At 47.0% G+C, this 20,393-nt stretch carries 7 protein-coding genes; 2 read left to right on the forward strand and 5 right to left on the reverse strand.

Annotated features, from left to right (window positions below; genetic code table 11):
* Nucleotides 1-19 precede the first annotated feature (19 nt).
* From RA156_RS14645 to RA156_RS14665, 5 genes are all read right to left on the reverse strand, one after another.
* Nucleotides 20-1,564, reverse strand: coding sequence for a hypothetical protein (locus tag RA156_RS14645; RefSeq protein WP_306641161.1), 1,545 nt, complete (start codon nt 1,562-1,564; stop codon nt 20-22).
* Nucleotides 1,561-3,414, reverse strand: coding sequence for a CRTAC1 family protein (locus RA156_RS14650; protein ID WP_306641163.1), 1,854 nt, complete (start codon nt 3,412-3,414; stop codon nt 1,561-1,563). Before RA156_RS14650 ends, RA156_RS14645 begins: the two co-directional genes overlap by 4 nt.
* On the reverse strand, nt 3,415-4,704 hold the full coding sequence (locus RA156_RS14655) for a Kelch repeat-containing protein (RefSeq protein ID WP_306641165.1): 1,290 nt from the start codon (nt 4,702-4,704) through the stop codon (nt 3,415-3,417).
* Nucleotides 4,705-4,718: 14 nt separating this feature from the next.
* Complete coding sequence (locus RA156_RS14660) at nt 4,719-6,236, reverse strand: sensor histidine kinase (protein WP_306641167.1); 1,518 nt, start codon at nt 6,234-6,236, stop codon at nt 4,719-4,721.
* Between the two features lie 222 nt (nt 6,237-6,458).
* Entirely contained in the window at nt 6,459-9,050 is a 2,592-nt protein-coding gene (locus tag RA156_RS14665; protein ID WP_306641169.1) for a tetratricopeptide repeat-containing hybrid sensor histidine kinase/response regulator, read from the reverse strand.
* A 216-nt stretch (nt 9,051-9,266) separates the two neighbouring features.
* Here RA156_RS14665 and RA156_RS14670 point away from each other — a divergent pair, with 216 nt between their 5' ends.
* Both RA156_RS14670 and RA156_RS14675 read left to right on the forward strand, forming a co-directional pair.
* Nucleotides 9,267-19,442, forward strand: coding sequence for a T9SS type B sorting domain-containing protein (locus tag RA156_RS14670; RefSeq protein WP_306641170.1), 10,176 nt, complete (start codon nt 9,267-9,269; stop codon nt 19,440-19,442).
* Nucleotides 19,439-20,377 carry a PorP/SprF family type IX secretion system membrane protein gene (locus tag RA156_RS14675; protein WP_306641172.1) on the forward strand — a complete coding sequence of 313 codons (939 nt, stop codon included), beginning with the start codon at nt 19,439-19,441 and terminating at the stop codon, nt 20,375-20,377. Before RA156_RS14670 ends, RA156_RS14675 begins: the two co-directional genes overlap by 4 nt.
* Nucleotides 20,378-20,393 lie beyond the last annotated feature (16 nt).

The following is a 20,393-nucleotide window of genomic DNA, read 5'->3' on the forward strand; positions in this document are numbered from 1 at the left end:
TTCTTCTTTGACCAACAAGCTAAAAATCAAGTCGACCAAAACGATACTGTTTTCGGAAGCGCGCATAGATGAACAATTCACCTGATTCAGGAGAGATATGAACCTTTGGTTTCAGTACCGTTTCCTCCTCCTTGCTCTTGAACATGGTCTGTCGAGTCATCGTCCCATCAAGCCCCACGGCAACTTTTGTGACAACGCTGCTCTTCAATGAATTAAAGGTCTTCGGTGAATTCTCAGGGTTCTCCTTGAGGTATTCTTCATTTGCGGGATCGTCATTGAATAGAATGTAAATGCTATCCTGATCAGCCGTCAATGCATAGGAACTATACGGACCCTTATCATTCGATGAAATCTGCTCCTTCGCGATTCGTTTGGTCCAATTTACTTTGCCATCGGCAGCTACATCCACAAGAATAATGTCGTTGTAGTGGTAGTAGTTGATGATCTCTTGACGTCCGGTGGTAATATCACTGCGATAACGCGAAACAATGTAATACTGCTCAGCAACGAGGGTAGCGCCGCCATCCGGACGTCTCACCATGTGATCGAAATAGAAGTCGTTCAACTCATCTCCACGGTCTGCACGTCGGTCACTCATGAACTTCTTCAAGAAACTCGTTTCAAAGGGTTCAAGGCCTGAGGAAATCACCTTCTTTGTTTCTGCGCTTACGCGGAAAAAGAAACTACCCGCAATCGAAAAGTAGCGGTCGTTACTGTAGAATCCTCCAATGGCGAGGTCACCTTGATCATCGATGGCGAAGGTGGTAGCAATAACCCATTTGTCTCCAAGGTCTACCTCCAACTCCTTGACCTTATTTGCTACCGGATCGTAGCTAATCACGATGTACCTTTTCTCACTCAGACGACGTTCATTCTGTGCGTTGTTTCGTTTGTCAGAGGCAATGCCCGACATCATGTGCAACTGGCCTTTGCTATCGAGCAGATACTGATTGATCTCCAACAACTCCGAACGGTACGGTAGCTCTAGTTCTTTCTTCCAAACGGTTTCTAAATCGAGGTCTACCACTTTGAATGAGAAGCGCTCGTTGGAACGACGGTCTAGGGTGCTTTCGTTGTAGATGAACACCATGGAACTATCCTCACTCAGCTGAATACCGAAGGTTTGATTCTCATTCCTTCTGTTCAATGTAATCTGACTCAACAATACCGGTAGATCCAAAGCTTGTCCTTCCTTGCTCATCCAAGTACCATAGAGGGAGCGGATATCACTGCGTTTTTCAATGAATGAGGTGATAAGCAACAAGCGGCCATCAACCATCATCAACTGATAAAAGCGTGTCTCTTCACCATCTATCGTAGGAAGGGTCAATGAAGCGCTGCTTTTCAGCTTCATTGAGGCCCTGTCAAGCACCTCAATGCGATGTTCTGGGTCTTTGCCTGTGATTCCCTTGTAAACGAAGAAGTCGTCGCCATGAGCGCCTAACATACGAATGACATTCTCGCGACGTTGGATCTTGTATGAATCAGTCCATGTCACGGGTGATTTCTGCGCTAGCGCGGAAAGATTAACAAGGACGACTATAAGACAAATGATCTGCTTCATTCAATAACTACAAAAGGAATGTGGTGCATTCCGTTTTCATCGATAATGGTGCAATAATAATGCCCTAGACCCAATTCTTGTTCCAATGAAAAACGCTCTCCTGATGATCTACCCGACTTTGAATACACTAAAGCTCCTTTAGGATCACGAATCGTCAACTCAAATTCGCCCGGGTGAATACCCGACAACGAGATGATTCCAAGAGATGGATTTGGGTAAAGACGCAACTCATATGAAGGGTCGCACCCCGGAACGTAAACTCCGCATAACTGCGATAATAGAACGCTTTCATTCAAAGGAATGTTGTCAAACTCTTCCACACACCCGTCTGGCCAACGTACTTCGATGAATTCAATACTCTGAGCGTTCCCCAGTCCAACGTGCAATACCTTTGAATGTGCACTGGCATAACTCCCTCCTCCGGTGAGTTCCGCAATGAATTCTCCTTCGTCGGTATGAACTACCACGACCGCTCCAATGCCATCGCGGTTTACAGTATTCATGTTGCCTTGCATCTTGACCTGAACCCAATTTGCCTGAGGGGTCTCGTTTAGGTAAATCCGAACACGATCATCATAGACAAACTCCTCCTGATACAAGTTGCTCAGCACAATGTCTTGATCGCCATCATTATCTAAATCACCAATGGCACATCCTCGGCCGATTCCCTCGTCATTCAAACTGCTCTGGGCTGAGGCATTTGAGAAATACCCCGTGCCATCATTAATGTAGAGCTGATTCTGATCGAACACCACATTCTCTAGCATAGGTATAGTTGGCATATGACCATTCACGACATACAAATCGGGATCGCCATCACTTTCTACATCTAAAAACGCACAGCCCCATCCCGTATGAATCAAGCCATTTATGGGCTCATTTATCACACCTCTAATTACAGATTGATCCTCAAATGTGTCAAGGTTACTAATCATCAAGATGTCAGGACCCATATTTGTTACATACTGATCGAATACTCCGTCTCCATTCACATCTGCCGACGCAATACCCATACCATAAAGGCCTTGATCTAAACCCATTAGCCCTGCCTCTTCGATGACAATTTCACCGCTGGCTGAATAGACCTTATTCGGCGAAACGAATTGCCCAAAATCATTAGCGATATAAAGTGAGGGCTCAGGAATACCACTCTTCAAGTGCACATTGCTAAGGGCTAATACACATCCTTCATTGTTCATTCCTAAGCTTGACGCAGATTCAATGAAATTTCCATAACCATCGCTTAGATAAAGAAGGTCTTCATAGCACTCATGATCAAAACCTGTGATTTGTCCGGTTTCAGGGTCAATGATAAATTGAACATCATCGATATAACCTCCTACATGAATGTCTAGCCATCCGTCGCCATTGATATCAAGGAAGTTGGCCGCAAAGCTGTTAATCGGCTCGTCAATTTCAAGGTCTACAGACACATCAGTGAAGGTACCGTCGCCATTGTTCTCCCAGAGCATGCAAGGGGCCATGGCGTTTCCTGAAGTATAGCGGCTCGTACTCAAGAAGACATCTTGATCGCCATCATTGTCGTAGTCTGCCACCACAACGCCTGTTGTATTCGCTTCGGCGGTAGCCAAAATACCTGCCTCTAGACCTAACTCTTCGAATGTTCCATCTCCAAGATTGCGATATAGGCGATCACGGGTCAATCCACCACAGATATAGATGTCTTGCCATTGATCATTGTCGTAATCGAAAATCGCAACGCCACCACCCATCAGTCCCATCGGAACGGCAACATCGTCAACCCCCAATGCCAATGCCTGCTCAGAGAAGGACTGCCCATAGAATTCCGCGCTAGCGAAAAGAAATATGAAAAGCAGAAACCGACGCATTTAACGCTTGACTTTGATGATCTCAGGTAAATAACCCTCGGTTTGTAGATGAACGATCAACAAGCCGTTGAAAAGGCTCAAATCAACCGGCTCACCTTTACGGGTTTTACCCTGATAGAGCAACTCACCTGTAGCTGCATAGACTTGAATATCAACTGTTTGAGATGTATTTACGGCTAGCTGATCATTGACCAACACCCATTCTAATTCAGAGAATGCGGCGCTTCCCACACCCACACTTGGGTCGTAGGTTAACAACCATGTGCTGGTCAAAACGTTCTGATCTGGGCCAATACCACCGCAAAGAATCCAGCTCGTTTCATCAACCTTTCCAATACCTCGAAAATCCATGACTTCTTCAGGAGTGGTGAAACCATCTTCCCAGAAGTCGATGCCTGCGTAATAGGTCAAGATTCTAGGAACCGGTGCTACAACGCCTGAACCATTGTACGCCAGTGCATCAAAGTTGTAAGCGACCCCACCACCACCAATCCAGAATAAACGGTCATTCCACACAGCAGCTGCCGAACGATACCCTGGTTCGCCTGGAGAATTATCCAGTTGTGACCAGTCGATTTGAGTTGGGTCATCTTCATTAATCACTCCTTTGCGCATCCGGCTGTTCGCTACAAAACTGAACGAGCCTGACACCCCACCGTGGTAATAAATCGTATCACCAACGATTTCACCTGAAGCTCCGAAAGCCTTATAAATTGAGTTGTTTGGCGTAGATGTGCCCGCCGACCATTGATCTAAATAGGTATCGTAAATCTGAACATCGTTCACATTGCCGTTATCGCTCCATCCTGTAACTACGTAGATCAAGCTATCGCGCCATGTGACTTGAACTTGATCGTCAATCGGAACCGGAATAACCGCTCCGTCATCCAGCCAACTGTCAGTTTGAGGATCGAAAATGTGGATGTCGTCCGAAGAGGTCTCAGAGAAATTGTCTTGAACATAGTAGCCACCAACGACGTAAATAAGTCCGTTGACGTAGCTCGCTCCTGCAGCAATTTTTCCCTGAGAGTCCGGCACATCGGCCAATTGAGACCATTGCTGACTCAGAGTATTATACTTGAATGTCTTGAGGTGAATGCCCTGAGGCTCTAGCGTTTCATCGATGCCTGCAAAGGAATAAACGCACATGGTATCATTGCTCATGGCCGATACTACCGCGTTGTTAGCTACGGCTTCAGGCATGTCTGGCAATGGCTCCCACGTCCATCCTGGCTGGGCAGCAAGGCCGAGAGTGCAAAAGGTTAAAATGAAGAGTAGGGTGCTTTTCATACCCTGAAGGTACACTATCCCTCGCGCTTAAGCATGATTCTGAAAGTCGTTCCTTTTCCAATCTCGGAACGCTTAACGAAGATTTTACCGTCATGGTACTCTTCTACAATTCTCTTGGTCAAAGACAATCCTAGTCCCCACCCTCGCTTCTTTGTCGTGAATCCGGGCTGGAATACCGTTTTGAATTGGCCTTTCGGCAACCCTTTACCGGTATCAGTGATGTCTACGTAGATCATGGTAGCGTCTTCGCCAATTTCAGCCTTCAAAGAGCCAACACCCTCCATCGCATCTACCGCGTTCTTTACCAGGTTCTCCAACACCCAACTAAAGAGCGGAACCGAGACCTTCACGGGGTAATGATCAACCTGCTTTTCGATAGTGAATTCAACCTTTCTAGAAATTCGTGTCTTCAAATAATCAAACGACTTCTCAACGAGTTCACCGAGGTCTTCTGAAGTCGGTTCGGGCTTGGAGCCAATCTTCGAGAATCGGTCGGTGATCGTGTTTAGTCGATCAACGTCCTTGTTCATCTCAGCAATGGTAGCCGCATCTACTCCTTGGGCTTCTAGTAAGGCCATCCAAGCCATCAGAGAAGACATTGGGGTACCCAGCTGGTGGGCTGTTTCCTTCGCCATTCCTACCCAAACCTGGTTCTGTTCAGCCTTTCGGAAAGTGGAGAAGATCAAATACGAAGTGAAAAGGAAGACAGCAATCAACACGAGCTGAACAACGGGGAAGAATCGCAGCTGACGTATGACCAAGGACTCCTCGTAAAAGATATAGTTCAACCCACTTTCAGGAAGGTCAATGGCAATGGGTTCGTTTTGATCAGCCATAGAGGCCAACTTCTTCTGTAGAGCCTTCGGGTCTTCGAGGGTTAAACTGTCGATGCGCTCCGCCCTCAAGACTTGGGTTTGAGAGCTGTCTGTGAGGACTACCGGAACACTCGCACTATTGATCACCGTTTCAGAGATGAAACTATTGATGAGATCCTGCATTACGCTTTTCAACTCAGAGAATCGATAGCTTTCATTGTAGACAATGGTATGACCAACGTCTTTCAGCAAAATGGGCTCGTTTCGCTTGAGCATTTCAGCTCGTAACGAATCTGTGTATGCTTGATTTCCCTGCTTCCCGGGTGGTAAATTGATGGCATACAGGATTGAATCGTTGCTATCATAGATCAACACCGGAATCGTCTTGTTTGACCAGAGGTATTCTGTGACGAAGGTGAGGTCCATGTCTGGAGGAGGGTCGTTGATTAGCCCGTAAGCCTGGGCGAGTCGATCTGCTTTGTCTCGTTCCTCTTGACGCAGCGATTCGAAGAGATCTTGGGTGTAGTTTACTAGCTCGGCCCGCTGTTGGATGGCTTCAGACCACAGTTGAACCTTCAGCTGCTCTTCTTGTCTGATCTTTTCCGCGATAGCGTTAGAATACCACAAAGTGATACCCACGATCACCAAAGCAGCAATCAAGAGGAAGATTTTCCAGCGTTGTTTATTGGAATAGAGGTTCACGGTCTTGCGATTCAAAAGCCTTAACGGCTAAGATAGGCAAGCAGTATACAATTGGGTACAAAAAAAGGATCCTGCCATGAGGATCCTTCTTTCAACTTTTCAGTTTAAGACACAGCTTTTTCGATGAGTCAACCAAAACCTTCACAAATAGCTCGCTGCGTCAATTCCCCTTACGGGTATGACTCAAAATGGTTTCGTTTGAATCAAAAAAAGTGAAGAATTCGCTAGAAATGTGGGTTAGCTGGCCTTTGAGACCTTGGCCAAGTTGCTGCGGATCGCCGAAACCAGCTTTGAAGTATCAATTGGTTTCAAGACGTGTTCATCCATGCCAGCAGCCTTCATGGCTTCCACTTCTTCCGGCAAAGCCGAAGCGGTGAGTGCGATGATCGGAAGCTTTGAAATCGATGGGTTGTGAGAACTACGAATGGAGCGTGTGGCATCCATACCATCCATATTCGGCATCTGGATGTCCATCAACACCAGGTCATACTCACCTTTTTCTGCCATGTCAACGGCCATTACTCCATCGGTAGCGATATCAAAAGCCACACCCCAGCGCTTCAGGATCGCCCCAATCACAGCTTGATTCAACTCGTTGTCTTCTGCAATTAAGAATTTGCGGTCGGAGAACTCTCCTTGCTTCGCATCTTCTTCTTCAAGCAGCAAATCTGGAGCACTGACTTCTTCAACTGGTAATGAAATCGAGAAGGTAGAACCAACACCTGCCTCACTATTCAAAGCTACATGGCCACCCATGAGCTCTACTAACCCCCGAGAAATCGATAGTCCTAATCCTGTACCACCGAATGTTCTTGTAGTGGTGGTTGAAGCTTGAGTGTACGCATCGAAAATGGAATTCTGTTTCTCAGCTGGAATTCCAATGCCTGTATCTATCACAGACAAATCAAGCCGGGATTGATTCATTGTTGCCTTGATGGTGATTGAACCATTAGGTGTGAATTTGACCGCATTCGAAACAAGATTAGACATCACTTGCATCAGTCTCAAGTCATCAATCATCAAGTACTTAGGAAGGTCGCTATCAAATGCTTCGATAATCTTGAGCTCTTTTCTGGCTCCCATTGCCTTCGCCATTTTCACCACCTCATCTAGGAAGGAATAAATTGAAACGGGTGTTTTATCGAGCTCGATTTTACCTTCATTTAGTTTGCTGAAATCGAGAATGTCGTTCAAGAGATCTAGCAGGTGTTTTGAAGCAGATCCTACCATCTGAAGTTTCTCTATCTGGTCTTCTCTTGGCGATTCCTTCATCAATTCTCGATTCATCCCAATGATACCATTGAGCGGTGTCCGAATCTCATGTGACATCACAGAAAGAAAATCTGTCTTAACTCGGGAAGCCCTGTCTGCCTTGTCTCGAGCAATAATCAATTCTTCAGCTTGTTCTGAAAGCTGGTCATTCATTTGTGAAAGTCGAGAACGGCTAAAAAGGACCCTAACCATGATGAAAATCAGCAAAAGAATCAATGCGACGGCAAGAATAAGAATGGTCCGTTCGAAACTACTGCGTTCTTCTTCTTGCGCTAGTTTCGTTTGAAGCACTTCTCGTTCTGCAAGTCGTTGGGTCTCCTTCTTCTGAAGCTCATTGAGACGACGTGATCGTTCAATGGAACGAACAGATTTCAGGTTGATAAACGAAGAATATTCCTCCTGATATTTTGTAGAAAATTCGTAGGCGCTTTTATAATCTCCTTTCTCCGCAAGGAGATTTGGAACGTAAGGAATTAACTGCTCGTAAACACGACGGTCTTTATCATATTCAACGGCCTCTAGTGCGAGCTCAATTGCTTTATCAAGATTTCCCTTTCCATAATTCAAACGAGAATAAAACAGCAAAATATTCGCACGTCTATACTCAGGATACTGTTCACCCACCCAAGAGGTCGTTTCCGCTCTTTCTGCATATTGCACAGCCTTGTCCTCCTCACCTCTTATGAGATAGTAATCTGCTAAATCAAGCAAAGGGTTCGCGGCATTAGGTGAACTATGCTCTTCAAAAAGCTCTACCGCTTGCTCGGCATGATTAATCCATGTAGTTGTATCTCCTTTCTCTCGAGCGATAATACCAATGAAATGCCATGCCTTAGCGTAAATTTCTCTTTCGGCACCATTGTCTATCTCACCTACCTCATCTACCGCGCGTTGAAAAAACTCCTTTGCCGAATCAAAATCACCCATTCGATGGTATAATATTCCAATTCTATACTGATCGTAGAACGCGCTTTCACGGTACAATTCAGGAATGTCAAAGTTCAAGACTTCAATACTCATCTCAACCGCTAAATCATATCTTCCAATGGAGGAATAACCCTGAATAAGTGCTCTATCAATTGTCGTTAGAATGAGATTATAGTATGGTTGGGGCTTGATTTCCTGCGCGATGAATCGATCTCTGGCCTTTACGAGAAACTCGAGTGTGTCTCCTTCATATTGATAAGCGGTCATTCGGTATTGAATTCCACTTAACGATTTGGCCAAGTAGTTATCTCCATTCTCTCCTCCTGCATACGCCAACCAAAAATTGATGTCTTCTTTCAATTCTTCCCTTCTTTCAGCATAAAGCGCGGAACTTAAATGCTGGCGTAAGAGCTCGGCGAAAAGTACTGGATATTTCGTGTTCTGAACGTTGAGAGCCTGTTTGGTCAACACCATGTTAGAGTCTGGCTGAGATGCGGCCAGCGAATGGAGTCTTTGAAGGAAGATTTCAAATTCAAGAGAATCAGCAAACACCACTTCTTGCGCCCTCAGATTCGGGGAAACACACGCTAAACCCAGCGCCACAAGAATACAGCGTAGTAAACCTCTCACACAATCACTTTTTGTCAGTTAGTGTCAAATTTAGTCAACTATTTCCTACGAGGATGTAGGAATTTTCCCTTCTTAACTAGTATGTAGTGAATACTTTATGTGAAAACCCCTCGAAACTGAAACTATTTATCACTACTTCGTATAACAACGCGTAACTAAACCGACCCGAAATATTCGGTGATACGAAGTATGATGAATCCTGCCCTAAGATTTCGCATGCTGCGATCAGCCTTTTTGATCGCACTCTGCACCCTATTCTCAACGAGCATTTTCGCTCAGTTCGACACGCACTTTTGGATGCCCCCAATTTGGGACACCGGAGGTGGAACACACAACAACCCTTCGGAGTTGTTCATTACCACCCCATCGCCAATGCCTGTCGATGTCCACATTGAAACTGCTGACGGCACCACATTTGTCCTAGACACCACCGTGGTTGCAGGTACTCCACTCCAAGTTGAGCTCACTCCAGCATTGGGACAACTCGATGTCGCGAACCAGGTGAATGTCACCAACTCGCTCATCGTAACCTCATCCCAAGCAATTCAATGTGTACACAAGATTTCCGGCGTGCACAATCAAACCCTGGTTACCCTCAAAGGCCGCAATGGTCTAGGACAGGACTTCTGGGCAGGAAGTCAGGTTCGAAACATGAATGCCAATTACGACCCAGATGAGTACCACTTCATCACCGTAATGGCCACCGAAGACAACACGACTATTGAAATTGAAACACCATTTGCCATGTATGAAGATGGTGGTGGTAACCTTCCCAACCCCATGACCATTACATTGGATGCGAAGGAATCATACCTCATCCGAGGACACAACCCTATCGAACACGTTTGTGGTTCACACATTACTTCTGACAAAGACATTCTTGCCATCTCTGGTTCAACGCACACTAGAATCGCAGGTGGCGGTGCCGCTGATGGTGGTACAGATCAGCTAGTACCTATAGAATTGATGTGGAAAGACTTCGTTGTAGTGAAAGGTGACAACGATGATCCATTTGATTACGCAACCATTGTCGCAACGGAAGACAACACGAACATCTACCTCGATGGTAACGCTACTGCCGTAGCCACCATTGATGCCGGTGAATATTACGATTACACCCTCACCGGAAATTTCGGAGACCCGCACTATCTAAGAACTGATAAGCGGGCATACTGCTACCATATGACTGGAGCCTCGCAAGATGACGAGGTGGGAATGTCTGCAATCCCGCAAATGGATTGTACCGGTAGCCGATACATCGAGTTCTCGCTCTTTGATGTGAATACAGTGAATCAGGTAATGAACCTCATCGTTCCACCAGAGGCAGAAGGAACGCTTCAAGTGAATGGCGTTGACTACCAAAGTGTCCCTGGAGTGATCTTCAATAATGTACCAGGTCTCACAGACTGGACTTCTGTATCCTTACCGAATGCCTCCTTGGCAACAAACAACGTCATTACATCTGAGGGCTTCTTCCATGCTGGTTTCATGACTGGTAACGGTGGTGCGACCGGAACTTATGGTTTCCTTTCAGGATTTAATGACGCCTACGAATTCCAAGATCCGGTTACCGGACTTCCAAGCACGATATACACCGTTGACACGCTTTGTCCGGGTGAGACAATCGACCACTGTCTGCTCGTCTACAGTTGTGCAGATGATCACAACATTATTAATGTAGAAGGGAACGACGGAAACGTTGTCGTGACTCCTCCTTCGGAGCCATTTGACACGTGTTTCAGTTACACAGCACCATTTGACTATGCTGGTAATGACACGATCACATTCACCGTAGAAAACAGATTCGAATTCACAGGAACCATTGACATTGTATTTGTCGTGGTCAACCCAGATACACCTATTAATGCTGGTGACGCTCAAGAAGTGTGTTCCGAAACTACGGGCACCCTTTCAGCAGTTGACCCAGACCCTATGGTGAGTGGAACATGGACCGTTCTCCAAGGAGGATCAACCATCACAGACCCGAATTCACCAACAACAGGAGTCACCGATTTGCAGCTCGGGAATAACGTCTTCCTGTGGTCACAAGACTATGGTTGTCAAGTCAATCAATCCTTGACACAGATAACGGTCTATGATGGCGATGCACCCGATGCGGATGCCGGGCCTGATGTTGAACTCTGTTCTGACGCGAACAACTATGTGATGCAAGCGAATGATCCTGGGGTCACCGCCACAGGTACTTGGGAGATTAACCAAGGAACGGCCACCATCTTTAACATCAACAGTGGCAACGCGACCGTTACCAACCTTGGTATTGGTGAAAATATCTTCCAATGGAACATTGACAACGGAGCTTGTCCGGGTGAAGCGACTGTAGATGACTTGAGCATCTTCGTATTTGACGCGAACCATCCAGACGCTGATGCCGGTGAAGACCAGGAGTTCTGTTCTGGTGCTTTGAATGAAACGACTATTTCAGCCAATGCTCCTATTTTCCCCGCTACCGCGGAATGGACCTTGGTCTCGGGAGTAGGTACCATCGTCACTCCAAACGAAACGACGACCGTAGTAACCAATCTCGGTATCGGTGAAAACGTCTTCCAATGGACCATCGACAATGGAGTATGTGGTACATACACTGACACTGTAACGATTACGATTTACGACTCTGGAGTAGTTAGCACCGATGCCGGTGCAGATGCAGAATACTGTACTCCAACCACCTCTCATGACCTCGAAGCAACCGAACCTTCAGGGCCTGGAACAGGAACTTGGACGGTGATCTCTGGTTCAGCTACGTTCTCAGATGAAAACGATGCCAATGCTACTGCAAGTAACCTTGGAGTAGGAGAAAACGTGCTTCAGTGGACGATTGACAATGGCCCTTGTCCGTCAACCGGACAATTTGATCAAGTAACGATCACTATTTACGACGATTCCACACCAGATGCAGATGCTGGTGAAGACCAAGAATTATGCATCGACGCACTTGGAACGGTTACCCTCGATGCCGTTGGGGTGGATGCCCCAGCTACCGGCTCTTGGGCGGTGACCGCTGGTGGAGCTTCGGTGACCGATTCTTCCGATCCGTCTTCAGAAGTTACTGGCTTGACGGTAGGTGAAAACACCTTTGAATGGACGGTAGATAACGGTCCTTGTGGTGCGCCAACGACAGATACTGTTACCATCATCGTCTTTGACAATTCAATCGCATCTGCAGATGCTGGTGAAGACGTAGAATTCTGTACTCCAATCAGTACATACATCATGCAAGCGACAGCCGTTGTTGGCCCAGCCAATGGTGTTTGGACATTGGAATCAGGAACAGGAACGATCTCTGATGTCAACGATCCAAATGCAGATATTTCAGGACTAGGTATTGGTGAAAATATCTTCCGTTGGACGGTTGAAAATGGCCCTTGTGCTGGTCCTGCCAACTTCGACGAGATGATCATCTACATCTTCGATGAAAACCAACCACTAGCGGATGCTGGAGATGATCAGGAATTCTGTTCTGACAACGTATTACCTACGGTGACGAACCTCGAAGCAAACGCAGCCATCTTCCCTGGTGAAGGCACCTGGACGTTGATTCAAGGTTCTGGAAACATCCTAGATGTCAATGACCCAACGACTCAAGTCACCGCACTTGGTATTGGTGAAAACATCTTCGAATGGACCTTAGAAAACGGAGCATGTGACCCTTCTACTTCGAGCGATCAAGTGAGCATCTTCATCTACGATCAAAACCAAGCCGCAGCTGATGCCGGTGATGATCAAGATGTATGTAGTGACCTGCCTGAAACAACACTTGATGGTAATTCAGTGACCTTCCCTGCCATTGGAACTTGGGTTCTGGTGAGTGGTGAAGGAGATATCACGGACCCTAATGACCCAAACACCGAAGTGACTGGATTGGGTCTAGGTGAGAACGTATTCGAGTGGTCCATTGCTAACGGACCATGTACTCCGGCATTGACAACGGATCAAATGACCATCACGGTCTTTGAAGGAGCCCTATCTCCTGCTGATGCTGGCGACAATCAGAACATTTGTTCTTCTGAACCAGGGGTGTTCCTTAACGGAAACACACCCATTTCTCCAGCAACTGGAGAATGGACTTTGGTAGCCGGAACAGGAAGCATCCTCGACGCAACGGATCCAAACTCTGAGGTTACTGGATTGAGCGTTGGAGTGAACACTTTCCAATGGGAGGTCTTCAACGGTGCCTGTTCAGGGTCTACCACAGATCAAGTAGATATTATCGTATTCGACACAGACATGCCTGCAGCAGATGCCGGAGATGATCAAGAACTGTGTCTTCCAACGACAACAACGAACATGACAGCCACGGCTCCAACCTTCCCTGCAACGGGTACATGGGAGCTTGTGTCAGGAAGCGGTTCAATCACTGATGATAGTGATCCAAACACGGAAATCACCGGCCTAGCCGTTGGTGAAAATGTATTCCGTTGGACCGTGACTAACGCCCCTTGTTCACCAGCCACGACGATTGACTTAGTGTCAATCTTCATCTATGACAACACTCAAACTGTAGGTGCCGGAGCAGATCAAGAATTCTGTAGCCCAGTATCTTCAACAATTCTAGATGGAAATGCACCAACCTTCCCTGCAACGGGTACATGGACACTCGTGAGTGGGTCTGGTAGTATTGTGAACCCAAGTAACCCAAATTCTCAGGTGACAGGACTTGGTCTTGGTGATAACGTCTTCGAGTGGACGATTGCCAACGGACCTTGTGCAGGTCAACCGCTAAGTGATCAGGTTACGATTACCATCTTCGATAACATGCAGGCGGATGCCGACGCTGGAGAAGACCAACAGGTCTGTACACCAGCTACCAGCACTACGCTTGAAGGTAATGATGCTGTATATCCAGCTAGCGGCCAATGGACCGTGGTCTCTGGTACAGCTACTATTGCTGACCCTTCTGACCCAACGACAACCATTACAGATCTAGTAGTAGGAACAGTTGTTCTTGAATGGACGATTAACAACGGCCCTTGTTCGCCTTCTTCAACCAGCGATCAAGTGACCATTGAAGTATTAGATAGTGGTGCCGCTGCAGCAGACGCAGGTCCTGATCAGGAACTCTGTCTTCCAATCGCTAGCGCTACTATGGCAGCGAATAGTGCAGTCGATCCTGCAATTGGAACATGGACACTTGTTTCAGGAGCTGGTAGTATCGTTGATCCGAACGATCCGAACACAACTATCAACGGTCTCGCCGTAGGAATTAACGTATTCGAATGGAGTATTGATAACGGAGACTGTGGTGGGGTTTCTACCGACACCATTACCATTACCGTGTTCTCGAACAACTCACCAAACGCGAACGCAGGACAAGATCAAAACCTCTGTACACCTGAGACGACAACAATGCTCGAAGGTAACAGCCCGATCTTCCCAGCAACTGGAACATGGACATTGGTTTCAGGAACAGGTGATATCACCGATCCAACTGACCCAGGTTCTGAGGTAACAGGTTTGTCAATTGGAGAGAATGTCTTCGAATGGACCATTCTCAACGGACCTTGTGGCAACGCTTCTACGTCTGACCAGGTTTCAATCTTTGTTTTTGATGGTGGTGCGCCTCAGGCTAACGCCGGAATTGATCAGGAACTTTGTACACCAAACACCGCAACAGCGATGGACGCTGATCCTGCGGTTGATCCTGGTGAAGGAACTTGGACCCTCTTCTCGGGAACGGGAAGTATTGACGACGTCAATGATCCGACAACAGCAATCACTGATCTCGCCATTGGTGAAAACATCTTCGTTTGGACACTAGACTACTCAACATGTGGTGTTCAACAAGATTCAATTACGATTACGGTATTCGATAGCACTCTTCCTCCGGCAGATGCTGGAGACGATCAAGAATTGTGTACTCCAACAGAGAGCACTACACTTGATGGAAATGCAGTAAATGCTCCTGCGGAAGGAACTTGGATGTTGATTAGTGGTTCTGGTCAAATTGATGACCCGAACGATCCGAACACCTCTGTGAGTAACTTGACAATTGGTGAAAACATCTTCGTTTGGTCTGTCTACAACGGAAACTGTAGTCCGCTTGAAGACCGTACAGATACCGTGAGTGTATTCGTCTTTGACTCAACATTACCTGTGGCAAACGCTGGTGATGATCAAGAACTATGTACACCAAACACGTCTACAACGCTTGAAGGAAGCGAGATTGTCTTCCCTGCCCAAGGAACTTGGACCTTGATTAGCGGAGGCGGAGTTATCGCCGATGCAAACGATCCAAACACTGTAGTTGACAACCTTCCTGTAGGTGAAAATATCTTCGAATGGACAGTCGACAACGGCTCTTGTCCTGATGGAATTACAACTGACCAAGTCAGCATCTTCGTTTTTGACGAGACACAAGCAGATGCCGATGCTGGTCCAGATCAGTCATTGTGTACTCCTGTGCCTTCGATCAACCTTGACGCGAACGCGGTGATCTTCCCAGCAGAAGGTACTTGGACATTGGTTCAAGGTGCCGGAACGATTGCTGACATCAATGATCCGAACACCGTAGTAACTGATCTCGCTGTAGGTGAGAACATCTTCAGTTGGGAGATTTCCAACGGCCCATGTGGTGCCCCTACGATTGACTACGTGAGCATCTTCATCTTCAACCAATTCAACCCTGACGCTGATGCAGGAGAAGATCAAGAGCTGTGTTCACCAGACTTTAGTACCACGCTAGAAGGCAACAGTCCGCAATTCCCTGCTGGTGGAACTTGGACCCTTTTCTCAGGTGCGGGTACGATTGATAGTCCGAATAACCCGAACACCTTGGTTACTGACCTTGAAATCGGCGAAAACATCTTCGTTTGGACGGTTGACAATGGTCCTTGTGCTAACGGTATTACTTCTGATACTGTGAGTGTGTTTGTCTTTGACGCTAACGCGGAATTGGCAGATGCCGGAGCAGATCAAGAGCTATGTACACCAGGAGTTACAACGAACCTTGATGGTAACACGCCTCAATTCCCAGGCTCAGGTACATGGACATTAGTGAGCGGAAGTGGAACTATCCTAGATCCTAGCGATCCATCTACCGAAGTTCAAGACTTGGCGGTAGGTGAAAACGTATTTGAATGGACCATCTACAACGGACCTTGTGCGCAAAGCGGATCAAGTGACCTCGTGAGCATTTTCGTCTTTGACGAAAACCAACCAGATGCTGACGCCGGACCTGATCAACAACTGTGTACTCCACAGATTAGTACGACCATGGCAGCCAATGATGTCACCTTCCCAGCAGAAGGTACATGGACGCTATTCCAGGGGTCAGGAACGATCGTGGATGAGAACGATCCGAACACCATCATTACTGACCTTGCGCCAGGAACAAACATCTTCGTTTGGACGATCTCCAACGGTCCGTGTGCGAATGCATTGACTACGGATACCGTGATCATTTCTCTCTTCGAGTTTGATGCTGAAGATGCTGTAGCTGGGCCAGATCAAGAATTCTGTCTTCCAATCACATCAACTACACTTGACGCTCAAGAACTACTTGGAGCAGCGACAGGAATGTGGACTGTGGTTCAAGGAAACGCGACCTTCGATGACCCTACGTTGTATAATACCGGAGTTACCGACCTCGGAGTAGGTGAGAACATCCTTGAATGGACCGTAGATAACGGCCCTTGTGGTTCTACTTCTGACCTCGTTTCGATTTTCATCTTCGATCCAGAAGCAGAAGAAGCGAACGCAGGTGAAGATCAGTTCTTCTGTACTCCAATCAGTACGACGACTCTTGAAGGAAACGTACCTGATGCTCCAGGAGTAGGAACGTGGGAACTCGTATCTGGAATGGGTACTATCGAAAACCCGAATGATCCGAACACCGCACTTAGTGGTCTGACCATCGGTGAAAATATCTTCTCGTGGACTATCTACAATGGCCCATGTGAAGAACCTACGACAGACCTCGTTTCGATCTTCATTTACGATGAAAACATGCCAGAAGCAGATGCCGGAGACGACATCGAACTCTGTTTGCCAGTTTCAACAACAACACTTGACGCGGAAGCAGCCATTTTCCCTGCCTTCGGTACATGGGAATTGATTACCGGAAACGGAACCATTGGCGATGTGAACGATCCAAACACGATTGTAAGCGGACTTGAACTTGGAATCAACACCTTCGTTTGGACCATCAACAACCTTCCATGTCCTGGAGGAATCTCTAGCGATACGGTAACGGTATTTGTCTTCGAAGAAGGAATCGAAGCAGCTTTCGCTGGTGATGATCAGTTCTACTGTTCGCCGACCAGCACAGCAGTGCTCCAAGCCGACGAACTCACGGAACCGAACACTGGTACCTGGGAGTTGGTTGCTGGAGACGGTGTCATCGGTGATCCATTTAGTCCAACGACTCCAGTAAGCGCGCTCACCGTAGGTGAAAACATCTTCGCTTGGACTGTGTACAACGGACCATGTGATCTTGCCTTAAGCAGCGACACCGTTTCGATATTCATCTATGATGAAAACCAACCGCCAGCAGATGCCGGTGAAGATCAAGAACTATGTCTTCCAACGAATTCAACTTTCTTGGAGGCCAACAACCCAATCTTCCCAGCTACAGGATTCTGGAACTTGGTAGAAGGAAGCGCCAACATCGTGGATCCATTCGATCCAGAAACGATGGTGACCGACCTTGGTTTAGGTGTGAACACCTTCGAATGGACCATAGACAATGGGCCATGTGAAGATGCTATTACAGTTGATTCAATTACCATTCTGGTCTTCTCAGAAGACGCTGCAGTTGCAGACGCCGGAGACGACATTGAAATCTGTACACCTGAAAGCCAGGTAACACTTGGAGCGACTGAACCTGAAATCCCAACGACGGGAACTTGGGAAGTGATTCAAGGTGATGGAAGTGTTTCTGACGTGAACGATCCAAACGCTGTTTACAGTGGATTGACGGTTGGAGAACATATTCTTCAGTGGACGATTTACAACGGACCTTGTTTGAATAACAACACCTTTGATTTCGTAACAATCCACGTGTACGACGCTACTTCACCATTGGCTGAAGCAGGTAATGATCAAGAACTCTGTTCACCAGAAGAAACAGCACAGCTGGATGCAGCACCCCCAATCTTCCCTGCGGAAGGAACGTGGTCTGTGGTTCAGGGAGCTGGTTCGATTAGCGACGTAAATGACCCTCTTGCTATGATCTCTGGACTAGAAATTGGCGTAACGGTGCTGAGCTGGTCTGTGAATAATGGTCCTTGTGGTGGAGAATCGATTGATACAGTGACGATCACTGTCTTTGATCCGGACTCACCTGATGCAGATGCTGGTGCTGACCAGAACTTCTGTACACCATTTGGTGGGGCTACACTCGAAGGAAACTTCCCTGCGGAACCAGCCTTCGGCACATGGACACTCATTTCCGGCGAAGCCGAGATTACGAACGCATCATTGCCGAACACCACGGTATTTGACCTTGGTCTAGGTGAGAATATATTCGTTTGGGAGATCTACAATGGCCCATGTGCAAATGGAATCACAACCGATACGGTATCGATCTTCATCAATGATCTCAGCGTAGCACAAGCAGATGCTGGTCCTGACCAGAGCTTCTGTGGTCTTCAAGACGAGATTCAGATGCAGGGTAGTGAGACCATTGGTAATACCGCTACCGGTGAATGGACGGTGATTGCTGGAGAAGGAATCTTCGAAAATGAAACAAACGAGTTCAGCTACGTTGTCAACGTTCCTGTAGGTGTCAATACTTATGTATGGACAGTAGACAACGGTGAGTGTGGAACGTCTTCTGACACTGTGAACGTCATCATATACGACCCAGACATACCTTCCGCATTTGCCGGCGGGGACGTCGAGATTTGTGAAGATGACTTCATTCCATTCCAACTAAACGCCTCAGAAGCGCCATTCCCTGCAGAGGGTGAATGGACGATTCTGAACGGACCTATCGAACTCAACTCGAATACCGACCCAATGGCTGGGGTTCTTGACCTCGGTACCATTGACGGACCGTTTGAAGATGTATTCAGTTCGATCCTTTGGACTGTTGATAACGGTGTATGTGGAACGACTTCAGACACCTTGAATCTCGCATTGATTGATTGTTTGACAATCGAAGTACCTGATGCCTTCTCTCCAAACAGTGATGGTATCAATGACTTCTTCGAGATTCCAAACCTCTACAAGTACCCGAACAACTCAATCAAGATCTTCAACCGTTGGGGAGCCTTGGTGTACGAAGCTTCACCATACCAGAATGACTGGGATGGACGCTCAGACCACCCAGCAACCATCGGTGAGGAACTACCGGTTGGTACGTATTACTACATCCTAGATCTGGGGGTTGACCACCTCGAAGTAGTGACAGGATATATCTTCCTTAAACGATGAACATGACTATGAAAGCCTTGAAATACACCCTCGTATTTGCCATTGCCGCATTCTCGTTCGGGAAGGTGTCGGCACAGCAAGATCCGATGTACACCCAGTACATGTACAACATGCTGGTAGTGAATCCTGCTTATGCGGGAAGCGCTGATCTATTGACCATGAACGCCATGTATCGTGATCAGTGGGTTGACTTTGATGGAGCACCACGAACTCAAACCTTCTCCATGCATTCACCGCTCAAGCGTGAGAGCATCAGTGTGGGAGGTAGTGTGATCAATGACTCCCACGGAGTGATGCGTCAAACGATGGTCTTTGGAGACATCAGCTACCGCATCTTCTTTGACAAGAGTAAGCTCGCCTTTGGATTGAAGGCAGGAATCAATCTGTTACAGGCCAATCTTCAAGATTTGAACCCTGTGACTGATGGTGATCCGGCCTTTCAGGAAAACATCAACAACAAACCACTTCCAAACTTTGGCGCAGGAGTCATGTGGTATACTGACCGCACCTATGTGGGGGTCAGTGTACCGAAGTTGTTGGCGAACAAACTGATCGACGGAAGCCTTCCTGATTTCAATGCCAATACGGAAAGGCAACACTTCTTCTTGATTGCCGGAACCGTCATTGAAATCAACAATTACGTGCAATTCAAGCCTTCAGGTGCCTTGCGCGTTGTGAACGGAGCCCCGCCATCATTTGATGCAACGGCAAACTTCTTGTTGTATGAACGACTATGGATCGGTGCGATGTACCGATTCCAGGAATCAACAGGAATGTTGTTCCAATATGAAGTAAACAACCGACTGCGTGTGGGGTACTCGTACGATTATTCCTTGACTGATATTGGGAACTACTCATCGGGATCCCATGAGATCATGCTTGGTCTTGACCTCGGTAAAAACGCAGGAGCGGATGTTTCTCCGCGATTCTTTTAATTGCTATTCAGTTATT

This window comes from Sanyastnella coralliicola (assembly GCF_030845195.1).
GTDB classification, from domain to species: domain Bacteria; phylum Bacteroidota; class Bacteroidia; order Flavobacteriales_D; family Sanyastnellaceae; genus Sanyastnella; species Sanyastnella coralliicola.

Excerpts from the sequence above, each read along its gene's own strand:
- RA156_RS14650 (WP_306641163.1), bottom strand. The coding sequence starts at position 3,414 with ATGCGTCGGTTTCTGCTTTTCATATTTCTTTTCGCTAGCGCGGAATTC.
- RA156_RS14675 (WP_306641172.1), top strand. The coding sequence starts at position 19,439 with ATGAACATGACTATGAAAGCCTTGAAATACACCCTCGTATTTGCCATT.
- RA156_RS14655 (WP_306641165.1), bottom strand. The coding sequence starts at position 4,704 with ATGAAAAGCACCCTACTCTTCATTTTAACCTTTTGCACTCTCGGCCTT.
- RA156_RS14670 (WP_306641170.1), top strand. The coding sequence starts at position 9,267 with ATGCTGCGATCAGCCTTTTTGATCGCACTCTGCACCCTATTCTCAACG.
- RA156_RS14645 (WP_306641161.1), bottom strand. The coding sequence starts at position 1,564 with ATGAAGCAGATCATTTGTCTTATAGTCGTCCTTGTTAATCTTTCCGCG.